The 20,357-nt window shown below is 56.7% G+C and carries 20 protein-coding genes; 14 read left to right on the plus strand and 6 right to left on the minus strand.

Annotated features, from left to right (window positions below; genetic code table 11):
• The first annotated feature begins 29 nt into the window (after positions 1-29).
• The gene (locus tag HA50_RS09620) at positions 30-752 is read left to right on the plus strand and encodes a DUF6088 family protein (protein WP_084874693.1); all 723 of its coding nucleotides are present in this window, start codon (positions 30-32) and stop codon (positions 750-752) included.
• The gene (locus HA50_RS09625) at positions 749-1,444 is read left to right on the plus strand and encodes a nucleotidyl transferase AbiEii/AbiGii toxin family protein (protein WP_084874696.1); all 696 of its coding nucleotides are present in this window, start codon (positions 749-751) and stop codon (positions 1,442-1,444) included. Before HA50_RS09620 ends, HA50_RS09625 begins: the two co-directional genes overlap by 4 nt.
• Before the next feature lie 44 nt (positions 1,445-1,488).
• Here the strand turns inward: HA50_RS09625 and HA50_RS09630 are convergent, their stop codons facing one another.
• A complete protein-coding gene (locus HA50_RS09630) occupies positions 1,489-2,301 on the minus strand; it encodes an IclR family transcriptional regulator (protein WP_084874699.1) in 813 nt (270 codons plus the stop codon).
• Positions 2,302-2,625: 324 nt separating this feature from the next.
• Here HA50_RS09630 and HA50_RS09635 point away from each other — a divergent pair, with 324 nt between their 5' ends.
• From HA50_RS09635 to araD, 11 genes are all read left to right on the plus strand, one after another.
• Positions 2,626-4,152, plus strand: a complete 1,527-nt coding sequence (locus tag HA50_RS09635) for a sugar ABC transporter ATP-binding protein (RefSeq protein WP_084874701.1) — start codon at positions 2,626-2,628, stop codon at positions 4,150-4,152.
• 22 nt (positions 4,153-4,174) lie between these two features.
• On the plus strand, positions 4,175-5,275 hold the full coding sequence (locus HA50_RS09640) for an ABC transporter permease (protein ID WP_084874704.1): 1,101 nt from the start codon (positions 4,175-4,177) through the stop codon (positions 5,273-5,275).
• Positions 5,272-6,372, plus strand: a complete 1,101-nt coding sequence (locus HA50_RS09645; protein ID WP_084874705.1) for an ABC transporter substrate-binding protein — start codon at positions 5,272-5,274, stop codon at positions 6,370-6,372. The genes HA50_RS09640 and HA50_RS09645 overlap by 4 nt, the downstream gene beginning before the upstream one ends.
• A gap of 14 nt (positions 6,373-6,386) precedes the next feature.
• Complete coding sequence (locus tag HA50_RS09650; protein WP_084874706.1) at positions 6,387-7,220, plus strand: SMP-30/gluconolactonase/LRE family protein; 834 nt, start codon at positions 6,387-6,389, stop codon at positions 7,218-7,220.
• Positions 7,221-7,544: 324 nt separating this feature from the next.
• Positions 7,545-8,543, plus strand: coding sequence for a 3-dehydro-L-gulonate 2-dehydrogenase (yiaK, locus tag HA50_RS09655; protein WP_084874707.1), 999 nt, complete (start codon positions 7,545-7,547; stop codon positions 8,541-8,543).
• 14 nt (positions 8,544-8,557) lie between these two features.
• Complete coding sequence (locus HA50_RS09660; protein ID WP_084874709.1) at positions 8,558-9,034, plus strand: NanQ anomerase/TabA/YiaL family protein; 477 nt, start codon at positions 8,558-8,560, stop codon at positions 9,032-9,034.
• Positions 9,031-10,326 (plus strand): MFS transporter, encoded by a 1,296-nt coding sequence (locus HA50_RS09665; RefSeq protein WP_084874712.1) that lies wholly within the window; start codon positions 9,031-9,033, stop codon positions 10,324-10,326. The genes HA50_RS09660 and HA50_RS09665 overlap by 4 nt, the downstream gene beginning before the upstream one ends.
• Complete coding sequence (locus HA50_RS09670) at positions 10,323-11,804, plus strand: FGGY-family carbohydrate kinase (RefSeq protein WP_084874715.1); 1,482 nt, start codon at positions 10,323-10,325, stop codon at positions 11,802-11,804. Before HA50_RS09665 ends, HA50_RS09670 begins: the two co-directional genes overlap by 4 nt.
• On the plus strand, positions 11,801-12,457 hold the full coding sequence (gene ulaD, locus HA50_RS09675; RefSeq protein WP_084874718.1) for a 3-keto-L-gulonate-6-phosphate decarboxylase UlaD: 657 nt from the start codon (positions 11,801-11,803) through the stop codon (positions 12,455-12,457). Before HA50_RS09670 ends, ulaD begins: the two co-directional genes overlap by 4 nt.
• Positions 12,454-13,314 carry an L-ribulose-5-phosphate 3-epimerase gene (locus HA50_RS09680; protein WP_084874720.1) on the plus strand — a complete coding sequence of 287 codons (861 nt, stop codon included), beginning with the start codon at positions 12,454-12,456 and terminating at the stop codon, positions 13,312-13,314. The genes ulaD and HA50_RS09680 overlap by 4 nt, the downstream gene beginning before the upstream one ends.
• Complete coding sequence (gene araD, locus HA50_RS09685; protein WP_084874722.1) at positions 13,311-14,009, plus strand: L-ribulose-5-phosphate 4-epimerase; 699 nt, start codon at positions 13,311-13,313, stop codon at positions 14,007-14,009. The genes HA50_RS09680 and araD overlap by 4 nt, the downstream gene beginning before the upstream one ends.
• A gap of 46 nt (positions 14,010-14,055) precedes the next feature.
• Here araD and kbaY read toward each other — a convergent pair whose 3' ends face one another.
• From kbaY to kbaZ, 5 genes are all read right to left on the minus strand, one after another.
• Complete coding sequence (gene kbaY, locus HA50_RS09690) at positions 14,056-14,913, minus strand: tagatose-bisphosphate aldolase subunit KbaY (protein WP_084874724.1); 858 nt, start codon at positions 14,911-14,913, stop codon at positions 14,056-14,058.
• Entirely contained in the window at positions 14,913-16,082 is a 1,170-nt protein-coding gene (locus HA50_RS09695) for an SIS domain-containing protein (protein ID WP_084874727.1), read from the minus strand. Before HA50_RS09695 ends, kbaY begins: the two co-directional genes overlap by 1 nt.
• A gap of 296 nt (positions 16,083-16,378) precedes the next feature.
• Positions 16,379-16,615 carry a hypothetical protein gene (locus HA50_RS09700; protein WP_084874729.1) on the minus strand — a complete coding sequence of 79 codons (237 nt, stop codon included), beginning with the start codon at positions 16,613-16,615 and terminating at the stop codon, positions 16,379-16,381.
• Positions 16,616-16,852: 237 nt separating this feature from the next.
• Complete coding sequence (gene nagA / locus HA50_RS09705; protein WP_084874732.1) at positions 16,853-17,980, minus strand: N-acetylglucosamine-6-phosphate deacetylase; 1,128 nt, start codon at positions 17,978-17,980, stop codon at positions 16,853-16,855.
• Between the two features lie 13 nt (positions 17,981-17,993).
• Positions 17,994-19,274 carry a tagatose-bisphosphate aldolase subunit KbaZ gene (gene kbaZ / locus HA50_RS09710; protein ID WP_084878451.1) on the minus strand — a complete coding sequence of 427 codons (1,281 nt, stop codon included), beginning with the start codon at positions 19,272-19,274 and terminating at the stop codon, positions 17,994-17,996.
• 248 nt (positions 19,275-19,522) lie between these two features.
• On the opposite strand from kbaZ, the gene HA50_RS09715 reads away from it, so the two are divergent.
• The gene (locus tag HA50_RS09715; RefSeq protein WP_084874734.1) at positions 19,523-20,332 is read left to right on the plus strand and encodes a DeoR family transcriptional regulator; all 810 of its coding nucleotides are present in this window, start codon (positions 19,523-19,525) and stop codon (positions 20,330-20,332) included.
• Positions 20,333-20,357 lie beyond the last annotated feature (25 nt).

Genomic DNA, 20,357 nt, shown 5'->3' on the forward strand with positions numbered 1-20,357 from the left:
GGTCGGTAAACTTTTGCACAGGAGGATTTATGAGTATTACGTCGATTGTGCAAAACGAGATCGCCCATTTTGAACCCGGCAAGTTATTCACTTACCGGGATATTCCGACTTATCGCCTGTCACCAGACAGCACGATAAAGACGATGGGTAAGCTGGTTAAAGCAGGAGAGGTCCGTCGATTTTCCAAAGGCAATTTCTATCGTCCTAAACAGGGTATCTTCGGTGAACTCCGGCCATCTGATAGCGAAAAGATCAAAAACCTGTTGTACAAAAATGGCAAACTGGCAGGGTATGTCACAGGTTTAAGTCTCTATAATCGACTCGGCCTGACCACTCAGGTTCCTGGCACGGTAACCATTGCGACTGAGAAAGCCAGACAGGTTAAAAATTTCGGTAATATGGTGGTCAGGATGGTACCCGCGCGTGCGCCTGTCAGCGCGAAAAACCTGCCTGCACTTGAATTTCTTGATGCGTTAGCCGATATCCGCTTCATCCCGGATGCGACCCCCTCAGAATCGCTACGAAAATTGATGGTGATATTGCAAGCCCGTGACCGGGTGGCGCTAAAAAAGCTGATTGAGCTGGCGCTTGACTACTACGCACCATCGACTAAAGCCCTGCTTGGTCTGGCACTGGATATCACGGGCGTTGCCGATAGTTTACGTCTCTATGAGTCGATGAATGTCACGACCCGCTATAAAATCGGCATTGATGAATGGCCGTTAGCCACGAAGAAATGGAATATTGAATGAATTTACATGAAGACAGGGACGTTTGGCTGGAACTGGTGCATATCACCGCCGATCACTTCGCGATACCGGCGGTGTATGTCGAAAAGGATTACTGGGTGACCTGGGTGCTACGTAACCTTAGCCTTTCAGCCTTCCGGGACAGATTGATCTTTAAGGGCGGGACGTCGCTGTCAAAGGCGCATAGGCTTATTCACCGCTTTTCTGAAGATATCGATCTTGCGGTGCATGTGACGGGGATGTCAGGCAGCCAGGTGAAACAATTAATCCGGGATGCTGAGATCACCATTACCGAGGGGTTAAGTTATATCCCCAATCATCCGGCAGAATCAAAACATGGTTCTTTTCGTAAGACGTGGCATAACTATCCACGCATTATAGCGGGCGATTTTGCGCAGGCTTCTCCTCAGTTATTGCTGGAAATTAATGCCTTCACCACACCAGAACCTTTTTCACCCATGCCGATAAAGACGCTGATTGCTGAGGCACTTTTCCACATGGGACATGCTACGAGCGCAGAACGCTATGGGTTGGGTGAGTTCACGGTCAATGTATTAAATATTGAAAGAACGGTGGCAGAGAAAATCATGGGACTGGTTCGTGCTTCCCGCGAGAAGGCACCTGATATTGCCCTGAAATCCCGCATCCGTCATATTGATGCTCAGAGCGGTTCACAAGCAACTCACCTTGTTTAACGCTGCGTAGCGGCGCGAGAAATCGCACCGCTACCAAATTTCCGTCAGGTGTTGTATCCCAGTTCTTCAGAAATGGCGCGGGCGGTGGCGACCACTGGCCCCATCAGCTTTTTCACCCCGATCTGTTGCATCTTGGCGGTGGGTAACGATATCGATACCGCGTAAGGCACGCGTTGCTGGATATCGAACACCGGGGCGGCAATGCATGACACGCCCAGTTCATTCTCTTCACGATCCATCGCCGTTTGTTGCTGGCGGATGTTTTTCAGCTCTTCCATCATTTCCGGCAGCGTGGTGATGGTGTTTTTCGTCAGTTGCTGGATGCTGTCCTGATGGCTTTGCCAGTATTCGGGCAGATAATCTTCGCTGCCCCAGGCCATAAAAATCTTGCCCATCGCCGAGCAGTACAGCGGCATATGCTGGCCGATATAGGCGCGGGTGCGCATCATCCCGGTGGTGGGTTCCAGCTTATAAATCAGGATCACATGGTCATCTTCGCGGCTGGAGAAATTGACCGTTTCTCCCACTTCTAAGTTCAGTTTTTCCAGATGCGGGGCCGCAACATGGATGATGTTGAGTGAGGAGAGCGCCTTCTGCCCGACTGAAATAAATTTGGTGGTTAAGCGATAGCTGCCGGGCGAAGGGGCCTGGGTGACATAACCACTGCTGTGTAACCCCTGCAACAGGCGGTGCACGGTACTCTTGTTCATGCCGGACAGCTCGGAAAGATGGGCCAGCGGGCATCCGTTGGGGTAATTGCTTAACAGTTCAATCAGTTGCAATCCACGAAACAGGCTCTGCGTCCCCAACGGCTTGTCACTCTTTTCTTCCTTTGCTTTATCCACTTTAACCACCATCCACGCTTCCTCTCAGTTTTCCTGCTCCGGTAAAAGAGCAGTCGCCAGATGTTAACTCAGACACTTCAGCCTGGGAATCCTTCGCCAGTTTTAGTGTGACTTTTCGCGAAAATCCACCCCGCAGGAAGTGAGTGATGCATCACAATTCCGCAACAGAAAATATAACTACCTGTTTATTAATGGATTATATCCCGCTCACTTCTTTGCTTTTCGTGCGCGTCAGGAATAGTATTTTTTGGAATCGTATTTCGCATGTTGAAATTTAGCGGTGTTTTCAGGTTGTCGCCGCTTTTGATGCTCACCAGGAGTTTGCAGGAGGCTGTAATGCAGCATAGCCCGGGAACACCGGTTCTTACTCTGAGCCATATCACCAAACGCTTTGGCGGCAATCCCGCCGTGAATGATGTCAGCCTGGCGGTTTATCCCGGCGAAGTCGTTGCCCTGCTGGGAGAAAACGGCGCCGGAAAATCCACCCTGATTAAAGTGCTGGCCGGTGTCTACAACCGTGATGAGGGAGATATCCGTTTTCACGATACCAGTATCGGCTCTGCCGCCAGCCTGAAAACGGCGACGCACCAGCCGATTGCGTTTATTCATCAGGATCTCGGTCTGATCGAATGGATGACGGTGGCGGAAAATATGGCGCTGGTGATGGGGTTTACCCGTCGTCTGGGGCTGATTGACTGGCGTGCCGTACGTGAACGTTCACGGGCCGCGCTGGAGGAAGTGGGCATCGTACTGGACCCGGATGCCCGCGTGTTCGAACTGTCGCGTACCGAAAAGTCACTGCTGGCGATTGCGCGTGCCGTGGCGGTCAATGCGGAAGTGCTGGTGCTCGATGAACCGACCGCCTCGTTACCTGCCAATGATGTGCGCCATCTGTTTGACGTGATTAACCGGCTGAAAAGCCGCAAGGTCGGCATGATCTACGTGACTCACCGCCTCGATGAAGTGATCGAAATTTCCGACCGTATCTGCGTGATGCGCGATGGCAAACATGTGGCGGAAGGCAACACCGCTGACTATCAACTGCATGATCTGGTGGAGATGATTGTCGGTGAAGCGCTGGAGGGCAACCAGCGGCAGCCGTTACCTGAGGCGCAAAAACCGGTGCTGGTGCTGGACCAACTGTGTATTGATGAAGTGGGGCCGGTCAGCTTCAGCCTGCAACCCGGCGAAATGCTGGCGCTGGCAGGTTTACGCGGAGCCGGGCAGGAGGAGATTGGCCGCCTGCTGTTTGGTTTGCGTCAGGCCACCGCAGGCAGCATCCACTTTCGCGATCAACCCTATCAGCCACAAACCCCGCAGCAGGCAATGGCGGCTGGCGTATCGCTGGTGGCAGGCGACCGTACCGGCGAAAGCCTGGTGATGTCGATGAGTGTGCGTGAAAACCTGTTTCTTAATCCCTGCGCCAGTGGCCATCGGCTGCTGTCACGCTACGGACGTCGCGCCGAAATCGGGGCCAGCTGGTGGAAGGTGCAGCTGTTCGATGTGCGGCCTAAAGACGTCAACCTGGATATCAGCGCCTTGTCCGGCGGCAATCAGCAGAAAGTGGTGATGGCGCGCTGGATGCACCTCAACGCCCCGTTATTGATTCTGGAAGATCCGACCGCTGGTGTGGATGTCGGTGCGCGGGAAGAGATCTATCACCTGCTAAATAAGGCGCTGGCTGATGGCATCGCGGTGCTGGTGATTTCCAATGACCTCGAAGAGATCGCCCATATCTGCAACCGCGCACTGGTGTTTAACCGTGGCCAGGTGGTGGGCGAATTAAAAAATGAACAGGTGACCTTTGCCGGTTTGCTGGAGCTGGCCTCTGCCAGCAGCGCTGCCCCATTAACCACCGTCTGAAAAGGAAGGCAGGAGAAAAATTATGTCGAAAACATCCGTAAAATCCACCGCGCTGGAGCAGCGGGTAAACCTGGCTCAGCATGGCTTTGCCCCCTGGTCGATGCAGATTATGACGCGCTATGGCCTGCTGTTGCTGTGCGTGCTGCTGACCCTGCTATTTTCCGTGCTGTCACCGTCGTTCGCCACCATGCTGACCTTACAGGCGATTCTTGCCAGTAAAGCCAAAATTGCCTTACTGGCACTGGCTGCCACGCTGCCGATGATCGTCGGCAAGATCGACCTTAACGTCGGTTTCGGCATTGTGCTGTGGCACATCCTCGCCATCACCTTACAGGTGGAATATGGCTTCTCGTGGCAGATGGCGGTGCTGACGGTGCTGGCGATCTCGGCGTTGTATGGCCTGCTTAACGGCATTCTGGTGGCGTTAGCGGATATCGATAGCTTTGTCGCTACCCTCGGTTCCGGCACCGTACTGTACGCGGTGGCGTTGTGGCACTCCGGTGGACGCCAGATTGTTGGCGATCTGCCCGATGCTTTCAGCGCGCTGCACCATACCGAGCTGTTCGGTATCCCGATTGGCGCGTTCTATGTGCTGGCTGTGGCAATCGTGCTGTGGCTGATCACCGAACATACCCCGCTGGGTCGTTGCATGTATGCGGTCGGCGGCAATCCCACGGCGGCGCGCCTGAACGGTATCGCGGTGAACAAATACATCATCGGCACCTTTATCGCCTCCAGCGTCCTCACCGGTTTCAGTGGCGTACTGATTGCTGCCGAACAGGGTGTCGGCCAGGCCAGCGTCGGGATGGATTATCTGTTGCCTGCGCTGGTGGGGGCGTTCCTCGGCAGTACCACCATCCGTCCGGGACGGGTGAACGTCTGGGGCACCGTGGTGGGTATTGCGATTCTCGCCATCGGTATTGCCGGTATTCAGCAGTTTGGCGGTGACTTCTGGGTCGAACCGTTGTTCAACGGGGCTACGCTGCTGCTGTCGATCACCCTTGCCGGTTACGCCCAGCGTCGCCGCATGTTGAACCAAAAAGCGGTGGTGCGCAGCCAAAGCGCGCCTGCCTCTGCACCTGACCATAAACAAAAAACCATCACACCAGGGAATTCATTATGAAAAATAAGGTATTGGGTCTGACATTTGCCGCCATGCTGGTGGCATCAGCGACCGCGCACGCAGACAGTTACCTCGACCAGGCGACCGCGGCAGTGGCAAAAGCCACCGCCAGCTCCAGCACCTGGGATGGGCCGACCACCGGACCAAAACTGCAGGCCAACAAGAAAATCATTTTTATCGCGTCCGACATGAAAAACGGCGGGGTGCAGGGAGTGCAGCAGGGATTAAGCGAGGCGGCTAAGGTGGCGGGCTGGAAGCTGGAAACCCTCGATGGCGGCGGCTCGGTCAAAGATCAGCTCGCGGCGCTGAATCAGGCGATTGCCCAGCGTCCGGACGGCATTGTGATTGGTGGCTGGAACCCGAACGTGGCGAAAATCCCGCTGAAAAAAGCCAGGGAACAAAAAATCGTGCTGATGGCGTGGCATGCCGAACCGCAACCGGGACCGATTGAGAAATACGGCGTGACGGACAATATCACCTCGGATTCCAACGAGGTTGCGCGCCTGGCGGCGCAGTATGCCGTGGTGCGTTCGGGAGGCAAGGCGCAGGTGCTGATCTTTACCGATTCGCTCTATCAAATCGCGCTGGATAAGGCCAACACCATGAAGCAGGAAATTGAAAAGTGCAGCGGTTGTAAGGTGGTTGAGTTTATCGATACGCCGCTGGCCGATACCGCCAACCGTATGCCGTCCATGACCTTCAGCCTGTTGCAGAAGTACGGCGATCATTTCCAGTATGCATTGTCGATCAATGATCTCTATTTCGACTTTATGGCACCGGCACTGAAAACCGCTGGCAAAGGCGGCAAAAATGCGCCGTTTAATATCTCGGCAGGAGACGGTTCCATTTCTGCCTTCCAGCGCATCCGCAATGACGACAGCCAGATTGCCACGGTAGCAGAACCGCTCAAGCTGCATGGCTGGCAATTGCTGGACGAATTTAACCGTGCCTTTGCCGGACAGCCGTCATCGGGTTATGTCACGCCAGCACATCTGATCACCAAAGAAAATATCGCCAATGACGGCGGGCCGCAGAACAACTATGACCCGGCCAATAACTACCAGGGTCATTACAAAGCCATCTGGGGCGTGCAGTAACGGAGGCCAACATCATGCAGGTCGAAAAACTCTGTTCTCCTGCCATCTGGGCCGAAGGCCCGGTGTGGCTGCCACAGCAGGATGCGGTGGTGTTTAGTGATGTGAAGGGCAACCGCATGTTCCGCTGGCAGCGCAACGGCGAACTCAGCCTGTGGCGTGCCAGCTCCAGCTATGCCAACGGCAACGCCCGCGATCAGGCGGGCCGGGTGGTGAGCTGTGAACATGGTCGTCGCGGCATCAGCCGTACTGAACATGACGGCAGCGTTACCATGCTGGTGGATCGGGTTGAAGGGAAGCGCTTCAACTCACCTAATGATGTGGTGGTGCGCTCGGATGGCACCATCTGGTTCACCGATCCGCCTTACGGCATCATCAACGATGAAGAGGGGTTTCACGCCCATAGCCAGGTGATTGGCTGCTATCTCTACTGCTTCGATCCGGCCAGTGGACAGCTCAGTATTGCCGCCAGCGATTTGCAACGCCCGAATGGTCTGGCGTTTTCCCCGGATGAAAGCCTGATGTATGTGGCCGATATGTCCATCGTGGATTTCCCGACACTGGGCCGCCGTCAGCTGCGGGTGTACCAGGTGGATGGCCGGGAACTGGTGGCGGGGAGGTTCTTTGCTGACGTGGCTCCGGGTTTCCCCGATGGCTTCTGTGTCGATAGTAATGGCGATATTTACTGTAGCTGCGCCGACGGGGTGATTATCTTCGACCGGCACGGTGAGACCATCGGCAAGATTCCGCTGCCGGAACGGGTATCGAACTGCACGCTCGGTGGCCCGGAAGGTAACGAACTGTATATCACCGCCACCACGTCGTTGTATCGGGTGCATATCCGGATGTAATGCGGCACGTTCCGTAGCGGCGCGATTTATCGCGCAATATCGTGCGCGATGTCCGAAAACCTGCGCGATAAATCGCGCCGCTACCAATATGTGCCAGTCTGTATGCGTCGGGTCATGTTCCCCCTTGATCCGGCTTCCCCACGCCTGAAGATCGGCCAGTTTGCGGGCGATCACAAAAGCAGATTAAATTTTTATTTCATTGATTTTTAAGTAAAAAATTCCCACCCATTTCTTTGACTCTCCACGGCTTTCCCCATACGATTTATTTGAAATGACATTCCAACATATGAAATTTAAAGCATAGCGCTGGGGAGTGAGTGCCGTATGAGAATCAGTTATCAGCAGTTGTATGAGGAATTCCTGCGTGTCCTGTTAAGCCGCAAGGTGCCACAGGATAAGGCCACCGACTGTGCGGCGATGTTTGCCGAAACCAGTCTCAACGGCGTCTATTCTCATGGCGTAAATCGGTTCCCGCGTTTTATTCAGCAGCTGGATGCCGGGCATATCGTGGCTGACGCCACGGCAAAAAAAGTGCTGTCGCTGGGGGCTATCGAGCAGTGGGATGCACAACGCGGCATCGGCAATATCACCGCTCGCAACATGATGGATCGCGCTATCGAGCTGGCCAGCGATCACGGCATTGGGCTGGTGGCGCTGCGCAACGCGAATCACTGGATGCGTGGCGGCAGCTACGGCTGGCAGGCGGCAGAGAAGGGGTTTGTCGGCATTTGCTGGACTAACTCGATTGCGGTGATGCCGCCGTGGGGCGCGAAAAACTGTGCTATCGGCACCAACCCGCTGATTGTCGCAGTGCCTGGCGAGCCGATCACCATGGTGGATATGTCCATGTCGATGTTTTCCTACGGCATGTTGGAGGTGAACCGTCTGGCGGGCAAAACCCTGCCGGTGGATGGCGGTTTCGACGATGAAGGCAACTACACCCGCGATCCTGGCACCATCGAAAACAACCGCCGCATCCTGCCGATGGGCTACTGGAAAGGCTCGGCGCTGTCCGTGGTGCTGGATATGCTCGCCACGTTGCTCTCCAACGGCGCATCCGTCACCGAAGTCACCGAAGACAACGGCGACGAATTTGGCATCTCGCAGGTGTTTATCGCCATCGATGTTGACCGCCTGATCGATGGCGAAACCCGCGACCACAAACTGCAACGCATTCGCGCGTCAATTACCGGCGCGGAACCTGCTGACAGCCAGCAGGCGGTGCGTTTGCCGGGCGAAAGATTCCCGGTGCTGCGGGCGGAAAACCAGCGCCTCGGCATCCCAGTGGATGAGCGTGTCTGGACACGCATCCAGGCGCTGTAACGGAGGAGCTACCGATGATTACCGGACATATCGCGAACACTGACGCCCGTCATTATCCACCGGCAATCGCCCAGGCGATTGCGTATCTCGCCAGTCACGATCTGGCAAACATCGCCGCCGGACGCTACGTAGACAGCGCCACCGGCTGGCAGGTGCAGGTGCTGGATCTGCAAACCGCCCCGGCGCAGGAAAACTACCCGGAAGCCCATCGCCACCATATTGATGTGCAATATCTGGTGTCGGGTGACGAGGTGATTGGCGTGGCGAATCAGCCTGCCAGTCTGAGCATCCATCAACCCTATGATGCAAACCGCGACATCATTTTTTATCAGCATGCGCCGGATGAAACCCTGATCCGCATGGTGCCCGGCACCTTTGCGGTGTTCTTCCCGCAGGATATTCACCGCCCTAACTGCGCGCCGCACCAGCCTGCGGCGATCCGCAAGGTGGTGGTGAAGATCCCGACTACCGCACTGGAGGGAACAGCATGAGCCTGACGTCTACCGCACTGACCCGTGAAGGCGTACCGTCGCTGCGCTGGCTGCGTATCATTCCGCCGATTCTGATCACCTGCATCATCTCGTATATGGATCGCGTCAATATTGCTTTTGCCATGCCGGGCGGGATGGATGCCGAGCTGGGCATCAGCGCCTCAATGGCAGGGCTGGCAGGCGGCATCTTCTTTATTGGTTATCTGTTCCTGCAAGTGCCGGGCGGCAAGCTGGCGGTGTACGGCAACGGCAAACGTTTTATTGGCTGGTCGCTGCTGGCCTGGGCGGTGATCTCGATTCTTACCGGGCTGGCGACCAGTCAGTATCAGCTGCTGGCGCTGCGCTTTGCCCTTGGCGTGGCGGAAGGCGGCATGCTGCCGGTGGTGTTGACGATGATCGGCAACTGGTTCCCGGATAAAGAGCGAGGCCGTGCCAATGCCATCGTCATTATGTTTGTGCCGATCGCCGGGATCATTACCGCGCCGCTGTCTGGCTGGATCATCACCAACTGGGACTGGCGCATGCTGTTCTTTGTTGAAGGGGTGCTGTCGGTATTCGTCATGGCACTGTGGCTGTTCACCATCAGCAACCGCCCGCAGGAAGCCAAATGGATCTCTCCGGCGGAGAAGCAGTACCTGATCAAGACCCTGCATGACGAACAGTTGATGATCAAAGGCCAGAATACCCGCAAAGCCTCGCTGAGCCGGGTGATGCGCGAGCCAGTGATGTGGCGACTGATTCTGGTGAATTTTTTCTATCAGACCGGGATCTACGGCTACACCCTGTGGCTGCCGACCATCCTCAAAGGGCTGACCAACGGCAATGCTGAGAAAGTGGGGATGCTGGCGATTCTGCCGTATGTCGGGGCGATTTTTGGCATGTTTCTGTTCTCATCGCTGTCCGATGCCAGCGGTCGCCGCAAGATCTTCGTGGCACTGCCGCTGGCGGGCTTTGCCCTGTGTATGGCGCTGTCAGTGCTGTTGCAGGCTCATGTCTGGTGGTCCTATGCCGCGCTGGTGGGTTGCGGGGTGTTTATCCAGTCGGCTGCCGGGGTGTTCTGGAGCATTCCGCCGCGTCTGTTTAATGCGGAAGTGGCGGGCGGCGCGCGTGGCCTGATCAATGCGCTGGGCAATCTCGGCGGTTTCTGTGGCCCGTATATGGTGGGCGTGTTGATTGCTGAGTACAGCAAGGATGCCGGGGTTTATAGCCTGGCGATCTCGCTGGCGATTGCTTCCGTGCTGGCATTGACGTTACCGGCACGCTGCGACTCCGTGAAGCGGGAGGCGGCATGAACAGCTGGTTAGGACTGGATTGCGGCGGCACCTTTATCAAGGCCGGGTTGTACGACGCGCAGGGCCGCGAACTGGCGGTGGCGCGGCAAAATTTGCCGGTGCTGGTGCCGGAACCGGGCAGAGCCGAACGCGATATGACCCAGCTGTGGCAGCAGGCGGCGGCGGTGATCCGCGAGGTACTGACGCAAAGCGGGCAGGATGCGGCGCAGGTGGCGGGTATCGGCATCTCCGCGCAGGGCAAAGGGCTGTTCCTGCTGGATAAGCAACATCAGCCACTCGGCAATGGCATCCTGTCATCCGACCGACGTGCGCTGGCGTTGGTGCAGCAGTGGCAACGTGACGGTATGCCGCAACAGCTTTATCCGCAGACGCGTCAGACGCTGTGGACCGGCCACCCGGTGTCGCTGCTGCGCTGGATTAAACAACATGAACCCCAGCGTTATGCCGCCATCGGCAGCGTGTTGATGGCGCATGATTACCTGCGTTTCTGTCTGACCGGGGAGCTGGCGTGTGAAGAGACCAACATCTCTGAATCCAATCTGTATGACATGCAGAGCGGTGGCTGGTCAGCGGCGCTGGCACAGACGTTAGCCATCGATGAAATCATCCCGGCGCTGCCGCCGATTATTGGTCCGACGCAGATTGCCGGTCATGTCACCGCCGGGGCGGCAGCGCTGACCGGCCTGCGTGCGGGCACGCCGGTGGTAGGTGGCTTGTTTGATGTGGTCTCCACCGCGGTCTGTGCCGGGTTGCATGATGAAACCCGGCTGAACGCGGTGATGGGCACCTGGTCAGTCACCAGTGGCATTACCGACCGCATCATCGATGAAGTGCATTACCCGTTTGTCTATGGCCGCTACGCCATTGATGACCAGTTCATCATCCATGACGCCAGCCCGACTTCGGCGGCGAACCTGGAATGGTTTTGTCAGCAATGGGGCATTGAGGATTACCAGCAGCTGAATAACTGGGTGGCGGAATTGCCCGCAGCCAGCAGTTCGTTGCTGTTCCTGCCGTTCCTGTATGGCTGCAACGCCGGGGCCGATCTGCACGGCAGTTTCTTTGGCATCCAGGCGGGCCATAGCCGGGCACATCTGGTGCAGGCGATCTATGAAGGGGTGGTGTTCTCGCACCTGACTCATCTCAACCGTATCCGCCAGCGTTTCCCGCGTGCCACCGCCCTGCGCCTGAGCGGCGGCCCGACCCGTTCCGCCCCCTGGATGCAAATGTTCGCCGACGCCAGCGGGATGCCGGTCGAAGTGCCGCAGATCGCCGAGAGCGGTTGTCTCGGTGCGGCGCTGGTGGCCCTGACCGGCACCGGTGCGTATGCCTCGCTGCAACAGGCGCAGCAGGCGCTTAACCCGGAAATTGTCACCTGGCAACCGGACAGTACCCGACACGCCCGTTATCTACAGAAATATCAACGTTATCAGCAGCTGGTGCAGGCTCTGGCGGCTGTACAAGGAGAGACCCCATGAGCCTTCCTTTGCTCCAGCTGGCGCTGGATCACACCGACCTCGATGCCGCACTCAGCACCGCGCAGCAGCTGCATCAGCAGGTCGATATCATCGAAGCCGGCACCATTTTATGTTTCAGCGCGGGCATTGAGGCGGTACGCCGTCTGCGTCAGCAGCATCCAGGCAAAACCCTGGTGGCCGATTTCAAAGTGGCGGATGCCGGGGCCACGCTGGCCCGCATGGCATTCGATGCCGGTGCTAACTGGATGACGGTAATTTGTGCCGCGCCGCTGGCGACCTTCGCCACCGCACTGGAGGTGGCGCGCGAGTATCAGGGCGATATCCAGATCGAGCTGTTTGGTCACTGGACGCTGGATGATGCGCGGCAGTGGCGCAGTCTCGGGCTGACGCAGGCTATTTACCACCGGGGCCGCGATGCGCAGGCCAGTGGTCAGCAGTGGAGCCAGCAGGATCTCGATGCGATGCAGGCGTTATCGGATATGGGGTTTGCGCTTTCCATTACCGGGGGGATCACCCCGGCCGAACTGCCGCAGTTTCGCAATATCGACGTAAAAGCGTTTATCGCCGGGCGCGCGCTGAGTGACAGTGTCACCGGTGTCGAGACCGCCAGCCAATTTCATCAGGCCATTGCCAACATCTGGGGAACACCATGAAACGCCAGCATCCACTGGGAATCTATGAGAAAGCGCTGCCCGCCCATCTGACCTGGCCGGAACGCCTCGCGTTGGCGAAAGCCTGCGGCTTCGACTTTGTCGAAATGTCGGTCGATGAGACCGATGAACGGCTGGCACGGCTGGACTGGAGCAAAGAGCAGCGTCTGTCGCTGGTTAACGCGATGATTGAAACCGGCGTCACCATTCCGTCGATGTGCCTGTCCGGGCATCGCCGCTTTCCGTTCGGCAGTCACGATGCGGCGACGCGTCAGCGTGCCGATGACCTGATGGATCGGGCGATCCAGTTGGCAAAGGATGTCGGCATTCGCACTATCCAGCTGGCGGGGTATGACGTCTACTACGAACCGCACGATGCCGGGACGGTGGAGCGCTTTGCCGCCGGGTTATCGCGCGCGGTGGAACGCGCGGCGGCGGCCCAGGTGATGCTGGCGGTGGAAATTATGGATACCGAATTTATCAACGCCATCAGCAAATGGAAGGTGTGGGAGCAGCAGCAGGCTTCGCCGTGGTTCTCGGTCTATCCCGATGTCGGCAACCTCAGCGCCTGGGGTAATGACGTCACCGCCGAACTGACGCTGGGCATTGATCGTATCGCCGCCATCCATCTGAAGGATACCCAGCCGGTAACCGCCGATTCGCCCGGCCAATTCCGTGATGTGCCATTTGGTCAGGGCTGCGTCGATTTTGTCAGCGTGTTCCGCACGCTCAAACAGCTGAACTATCGCGGTGCGTTTCTGATTGAGATGTGGACGGAAAAAGCCGAGGAGCCCGTGGCGGAGATCGTGCAGGCGCGGCGCTGGATTGAACAGAAAATGCAGGAAGGGGGATTATTATGAGCTTATCAACGTTGAAACAACAGGTGCTGGACGCCAATCTGGCGTTGCCGCGCCATCACCTCGTCACCTTTACCTGGGGCAATGTCAGCGCCATCGATCGCGCCAGTGGCCTGGTGGCGATCAAACCTTCCGGCGTGGAGTATGACGGTATGACGGTGGAGGACATCGTGGTGCTGGAACTGGAAAGCGGACGCATCGTTGAAGGTAGCAAGAAACCGTCGTCGGATACCGCCACCCATCTGGCGTTGTATCGTGCTTTTACTGATATCGGCGGCATTGTGCATACCCATTCACGCCATGCCACCATCTGGTCACAGGCCGGGCAGGACTTGCCCGCCTGGGGCACCACCCACGCCGACTACTTCTATGGCACCATTCCCTGTACTCGTTTGATGACCGAACAGGAAATCGTCAATCAGTACGAACACAACACCGGCGAGGTGATTATCGAAACTTTCCGTTCGCGCGGTATCAGCCCGACGGCGATCCCGGCAGTGCTGGTCAATGCTCATGGTCCCTTCGCCTGGGGTAAAGACGCGGAGAACGCGGTACACAACGCGGTGGTGCTGGAAGAGATTGCTTATATGGGGATTTTCTCGCGTCAGCTGACGCCGGGGATAAAAGATATGCCGCAGGATTTGCTGGATAAGCATTTTCTCAGGAAACATGGCGCTAACGCCTATTACGGGCAGTAAAACGGTACGGATTGGTAGAGGCGCGATTTATCGCGCCACTACTTGATTATTTCAGCCGATCCGCCGATCCACACACCAGAATTTTATCGCGTACTACTGCTTTCATCGCATCCATTCCCACCCGCAGATAATAGCGGGGATCATTACCTTGTGGATTCTCGCCAAACCAGTTCTTTACCGCACCGGCAAAGGCGATTTTCAGTTCAGTGGCGACATTGACTTTGCACACGCCCAGCCCGATGGCGCGGCGGACATAGTCATCCGGCACGTCGCTGGCACCGTGTAACACCAGCGGGATATCGACGCGCTGCTGAATTTTTGCCAGCCGGTCGAAGTCAATTTTCGGCGTTTGCGTATAAAGACCATGCGCGGTGCCGATCGCCACCGCCAGGCTGTCAACCCCGGTTTGTTCGACGAACTGCAGGGCTTCGTCGGGATCGGTGAGAAATGCGCTTTCATCACTGACCGCCATATCATCTTCTACGCCACCGAGGCGTCCCAGTTCCGCTTCGACGCTGCAATCGTGGCGATGACAGAAGTTCACCACTTCACGCGTCAGACGCACGTTGTCGGCAAAGGGCACATGGCTGCCGTCAATCATCGCACTGCGTACCCCGGCAGCGACTTTATTGCGGATGTCATCAAGGGTTTCATGATGGTCGAGGTGCAGCGCCAGCGGCAGGCCGTAACTGGTGGAGTAAGCCTCGCACAGGGCAAATATCTCCTTAAACGCAATATGTTTAAAGGTGCCCGGCGTGCCCGCCAGAATCACCGGCGATTGCATTTCCTTGCAAACATCAAGGATCGCCTGAATGGTTTCGGCGTTATGGATATTAAAGGCGGGCACGGCATAGCCGCGCGCCTGTGCATCCAGCAACAGATATTTGGTCGAGATGATGCCCATCAGTGTGCTTCCTTCTGTTGCTGCCACGGATGGATCACCACGCCCTGAACCACGCGATTCACCGTGCCGCTGGCGGAAGGGGTATCCGGGGTAATACCGGATTTCAGCGATGCCGTCAGCGCAAAGATCTGCGCATAGATCAGGAAGCAGAAGGCCAGCTCAATATCGTTTAGCGTCTGGGTGGTGGGTAAATAGAGATGCGGCCCCGCTGCAACCTCGGCAGCAGGCTGGCTGGTGATGGCGACCACGCGCAGGGCGATCTTTTCACGATGCAGCTCGGTCAGCAGGTCAAGGTCGTACTGACGAGTATAGGGATGGCCGGAGACGAACAGCACCACCAGGGTTTTATCATCAACCAGCGATTTAGGACCGTGGCGGAAGCCAACCGGCGATTCGTAGAAGGCGGCCAATTGTCCGGCGGTGAGTTCCAGCACCTTCAGCGCTGATTCGCGTGCCGCGCCCTGCAGGCTGCCACTGCCGAGATAGACCACCCGTTGCCAGTCAAGATCGCCAAAGGCTGACTGGCTGAAATCACCGTGGCTTTGAATGATCTTTTCGCAGCACTCGGCAACATGGCTGAAGCGCGGAGTATTGAACTGCTGCGGCGCAAAAATAGCCAGGCAACTCAGCATCATGGTGCTAATGCTGCTGGTCATGGCAAAACCACGGTCATGGGTTTCCGCTGGCATCAGACGCGCCCTGGCGTTGTCATGCTCACTGGCAAAACGATACAAATCACCGGTGGCGTTGCAGGTAATGATCAGATGGCGGCAGTCGGGCACAAACTGATTGGCAAGTTGTACCGCCGCTACGCTTTCCGGGCTGTTGCCGGAGCGGGCAAACGACACCAGCAGAAGGGGTTGATCGTCCGGGAAGTAGTCCATCGGATTGGTGACTAAATCGGTGGTGGGGATGGCGACCACATTGGTCCTGAGCTGACGCGCCAGATAAGGGGCGATGATATCGCCGATAAAGGCTGAGGATCCCGCACCCGTGAGGATAATCCGGCCATTGGGCTGGGCGTAGAAGGTAGCTAGCCAGTCATCCAGTTCGCCACGCTGCGCGTCGAGATGTTGCAGGGCGCTCATCCAGCTTGCCGGTTGCTGTCGAATCTCTTCCTCGGTCCAGGTTTGGGTTCCCGACATGTTGGCCGCAAGGGTTTCATTCATCACAATATCCTTAAGATTAAGCCGTTACTGAAAGCCAGTCCGATAGTTTCACTACCTTTCTTTTTGCTGTCGTTTGGTTATATAAACTGATAAGGCAATCTACAAGAAAGGAAATGAAACTTCAACATGAGAAAGAAAGAAAAGGAAAGGTGTGCGTCGTTACGCGATAAATCGCGTCGCAACAAATTCGTGCAGAGGTGTTGGATTTTATTCAGAAGAAAGGAAGATAACGGGCAGAAGAGAATGGCGAGGGATATTTAACGGAAAAAAACAAAGCGGTAATAATATTTACCGCATTAACCAGAAATAAACATCAACCAGCCGATGATGCTCACAGCGGACGTTAAAATATAGCCGACACCTTCACCTGTCATATAACGACGCATGGTCATATCTAACTGACCTACTTTAATTTTTTCACGCTGTTCGTCGTCAGTGGCGTTCAGGATAGTACGAAATGCCGCGATACCATTGGTGAGAAACAGCGAGCAAATAGCGGCAACAGTCAGGGTTAATACGTTATGCATGGTCATAGGCTTCAATCAGTTTGTCTGTCGAAGTTTTATTCTATGGCAAAAGCTGAAGCGCTTCAGTTCAAATTTAGCTATCAATGTTATTGATCAAATTTTATTTGAACATCGCGGGAAATCGCGCGATAAATCGCGCCGCTACGGCTCGGTGCGGTTATTGGCCTGGTCGGCATGAATGCCGCCCCTACATCTGTAGGGTGCGAATTTATTCGCACCAGGGATTGACGCTCAAGACGGTAGCTACCCTACCGCCACACCCTTAACCCATAGCTGCTGGGGATACAGCTGGTCATTCAGCGCCAGCAGATTGGCCTGTTTCCCCGGTGCGAGGGTGCCCAGCTGATGCGCTATGCCCAGCAGGCGCGCCGGATGCAGGCTGGCCATCTCAATCGCCTGTTGGCTGCTGACGCCGCCGTGGGCGACCATATTGCGTACCGCGGCATCCAGCGCCAGCGTGCTGCCAGCCAGACCCCCTTGCGCCGTGCGCACCACACCCGCCCGCATCTCCACATCGTGACCACAAATTGAGTACAGCCCATCGGGCATTCCGGCGGCTCGCATGGCGTCAGTAATCAGAATGATGCGTTGCTGCGCGCATTGGCAGGTGAGGCGCAGGACCGCCGGATGGACATGATGACCATCGGCGATCAGCTCCAGCCAGGCGCGCGCGTCGCTTAATCCCGCGCCCGTCATGCCCGGTTCGCGATGATGCAAACCGCGCATACCATTGAAGCAATGTACCAGGCCATCGGCACCGGCATCCAGCGCTGCCAGCGTCTGGTCATAACTGGCGGCGCTGTGCCCCAGCATCACGCGAACTCCCCGTGCTTTCAGATGACGAATGGCCGCCAGCGCCGCAGGTTTTTCCGGGGCCAGCGCTACCATGCGCAGCGTGCCTTGCGCCACCTCGATCAGTTGATCGATCTCGTTGATATCCAGCTCGCGGAACCATTCGGGCAGGTGTGCACCGCGATTTTCGGCGGTAAACCAGGGGCCTTCAAGGTAACTGCCCAGCAGCTGAGCACCGGACGGATGATGGCGATAAGCAGCGACGCGCCTTAACGCCTCGACGATTTCTGGCAGCGGGGCGGTGACGGTGGTTGCCAGCCAGGCACCGACTCCTTCGCCTGCCTTATGTTGTGCCAGCGTCAGCAACGCCGAGGGATCGTCATCCATCACATCCACGCCCGCACCGCCATGCACATGGGTATCGATATAGGCCGGGCACAGCAGCTCCGCATCCCGCCGCGTCTCGCCGGGGGCGATGGGCTGGATGGCAGTAATGATGCCATCTACCAGGTGCAGCTGCTGTTCATCGCGCCAGCCTTCCGCGCACAGTAAGCGCTGCGCCCGAATAATCTGTTCCATCTCTCCGGCTCCTTTAAGCAGGCTGGCAGGCGTAATGATACTGTTGCAGCACATCCTGAATATGATCGATTAACAATGCATGGGGAGTGGCAGGCAGCTGACCCTGGCGCACTTTGTTGTATTGCAGCGGCAGATACTGGCTGATCAGCGGCAACGGGAGTGGGGTATCCGCCAGATTGCGGATCAGCACCTTAAACGCATCGGCAATCTGCGCATCCGGCCAGTAGTAGCGCACCCGGTCCGAATAGCTAAAGCCGCGCGCCAGGCGGCGAGTGTAGCTATCGCCGTGATAATGACTTTGCCAGTAGCCGGGTTTGTCGAGCATCACATCCTCCAGCACGGTGCGCAGGTGGGAACAGGCTTTGGCACTCAGCAGTTCCTCTTCGATGCTGGCGAGGGAAAACAGCGCTTCGCGCAGGGCAAAGGTTAACGCCGGGCCGACTTTCAGAATGGCGAAATGGTCGATAACCAGCTGGCGCAGCGCTTCAGGGGTTTGATAGTCGGTGGAGTGGGCTTCGAACAGCGGCCGTCCGGCGGCTTCCGCCCACTGGCGCAGTTGCTGCGCTTTTTGTGGTTGATAATCAATGATGTGCGTATGGTCAAACTCTACGCCAGGCTGCACCACCAGACCGATAATGCGTGGCCATAGCTCAGACAACCCCTGTTGCTCAAAGGCATGGTGGTGCGCCAGTAGCGTGGCCTGCGCCGCTTCCGGGGTGGTGACGGCCAGTTCGGTCAGGGTTTCGTGAGCGCCACCGGGTACCGGGACTTCCGTGCCGATGACATACACCAGATCACGGCAGCCGAAATGCTGCTGGCAGGTTTCCTCGGCAATCGCTGCCAGTCGCGCGGCGCGTTGCGCCACAATGGCATCGGTCAGCGGCACCGGATCATCGGCACAGGACATGCTGCAATCGAGATGGATTTTCTTAAAGCCCGCCTGCACATAATGGGCAATTAACACCTCGGCATGTTGCATCGCCACCCCGGCAGCTTCCTTTTGCCAGCGATTAGGGCCGAGATGGTCGCCGCCGAGAATCAGCTGTTCACGCGGAAACTGGCAGGTATCCGCCAGCTGCCAGAGAAAATCACGAAAGTCTGCTGGCGTCATGCCGGTATAACCACCGGTCTGATCCACCTGGTTGGAGGTGGCTTCGACCAGCAGCGGTTGCTGGCGATCGCGGGCAAAGCACAGCGCGGCCTCCAGCACTAACGGGTGAGCAGAGCAAACGGAGAAGAGTCCATTTTGCTCTCCTTGCTGATGACGGGTGATAATTTCAGTCAGTAGTTTCACTTTCAGCTCCACAGGGTAAGATACCACCCATCAATCTTTCACAATCTTTCTTTTGTGTCGGGTGGCGATTGATGAAAACATAATGAAAGCTACCAGATGCGTAAAATGAAAGGCAAGAAAAAGATAACGCAAGGTTAAAAAGCGTTTTGTCCGTCACTCGTGGATGGCAAAGGTTGCATTTGCCCGAAAGAAAGGTGTTAATAGCCCAATCGAAATAAAACGAAAGCAATGAATGGCAGGCTAACCTTATGCAGCATTCTGATAATCCGATGGAAAAAAGCGTGGCGGCGACCAGCGAGCGCCGCGAGCAGATTATTCAAAAATTACGCCAGCAGGGTAGCGTGCAGGTGAATGATCTCGCTGCGCTTTACGGGGTTTCCACCGTCACCATTCGTAACGATCTGGCGTTTCTGGAAAAGCAGGGGATTGCGGTTCGCGTGTACGGTGGGGCGCTGATCTGTGATAACGGCCAGGGAACAGCGGAGCCTTCGGTGAAGGACAAAAGTTCGCTGAATATTTCGGCGAAACGCAGCATCGCCAGCGTGGCTGCCGAGCTGATTAAACCGGGCCATCGGGTGATCCTTGATTCCGGCACCACCACCTTTGAGATTGCCCGCCATATGCGCCAGCATCAGAATGTCATCGCCATGACCAACGGGATGAACGTTGCCAACGCCCTGGTGGAAGCGGAAGGGGTGGAAGTGCTGATGACCGGCGGCCATTTGCGCCGCCAGTCGCTGTCGTTTTATGGTGACCAGGCCGATCATTCGTTGCAGAACTACCATTTTGACCTGCTGTTTCTCGGCGTCGATGCCATCGATCTGGATCGCGGCATCAGCACCCATAACGAGGATGAAGCGCGCCTGAATCGTCGCATGTGCGAGGTGGCGGAACGCATCATTGTGGTCACCGACTCCAGCAAATTTAACCGTTCCAGCCTGCACAAAATCATCGATACCCAGCGTATCCATATGATCATCACCGACGACAGCATTCCGCAGAACAGCCTCGAAGGGCTGCGTCGGGCGGGGATTGAAGTGGTGCTGGTCAGCCAGTAAGCATTGCGGGCGCTGATACGCCCGC

It is taken from the genome of Pantoea cypripedii (genome assembly GCF_002095535.1).
In the GTDB taxonomy this organism is placed as follows: Bacteria; Pseudomonadota; Gammaproteobacteria; order Enterobacterales; family Enterobacteriaceae; genus Pantoea; species Pantoea cypripedii.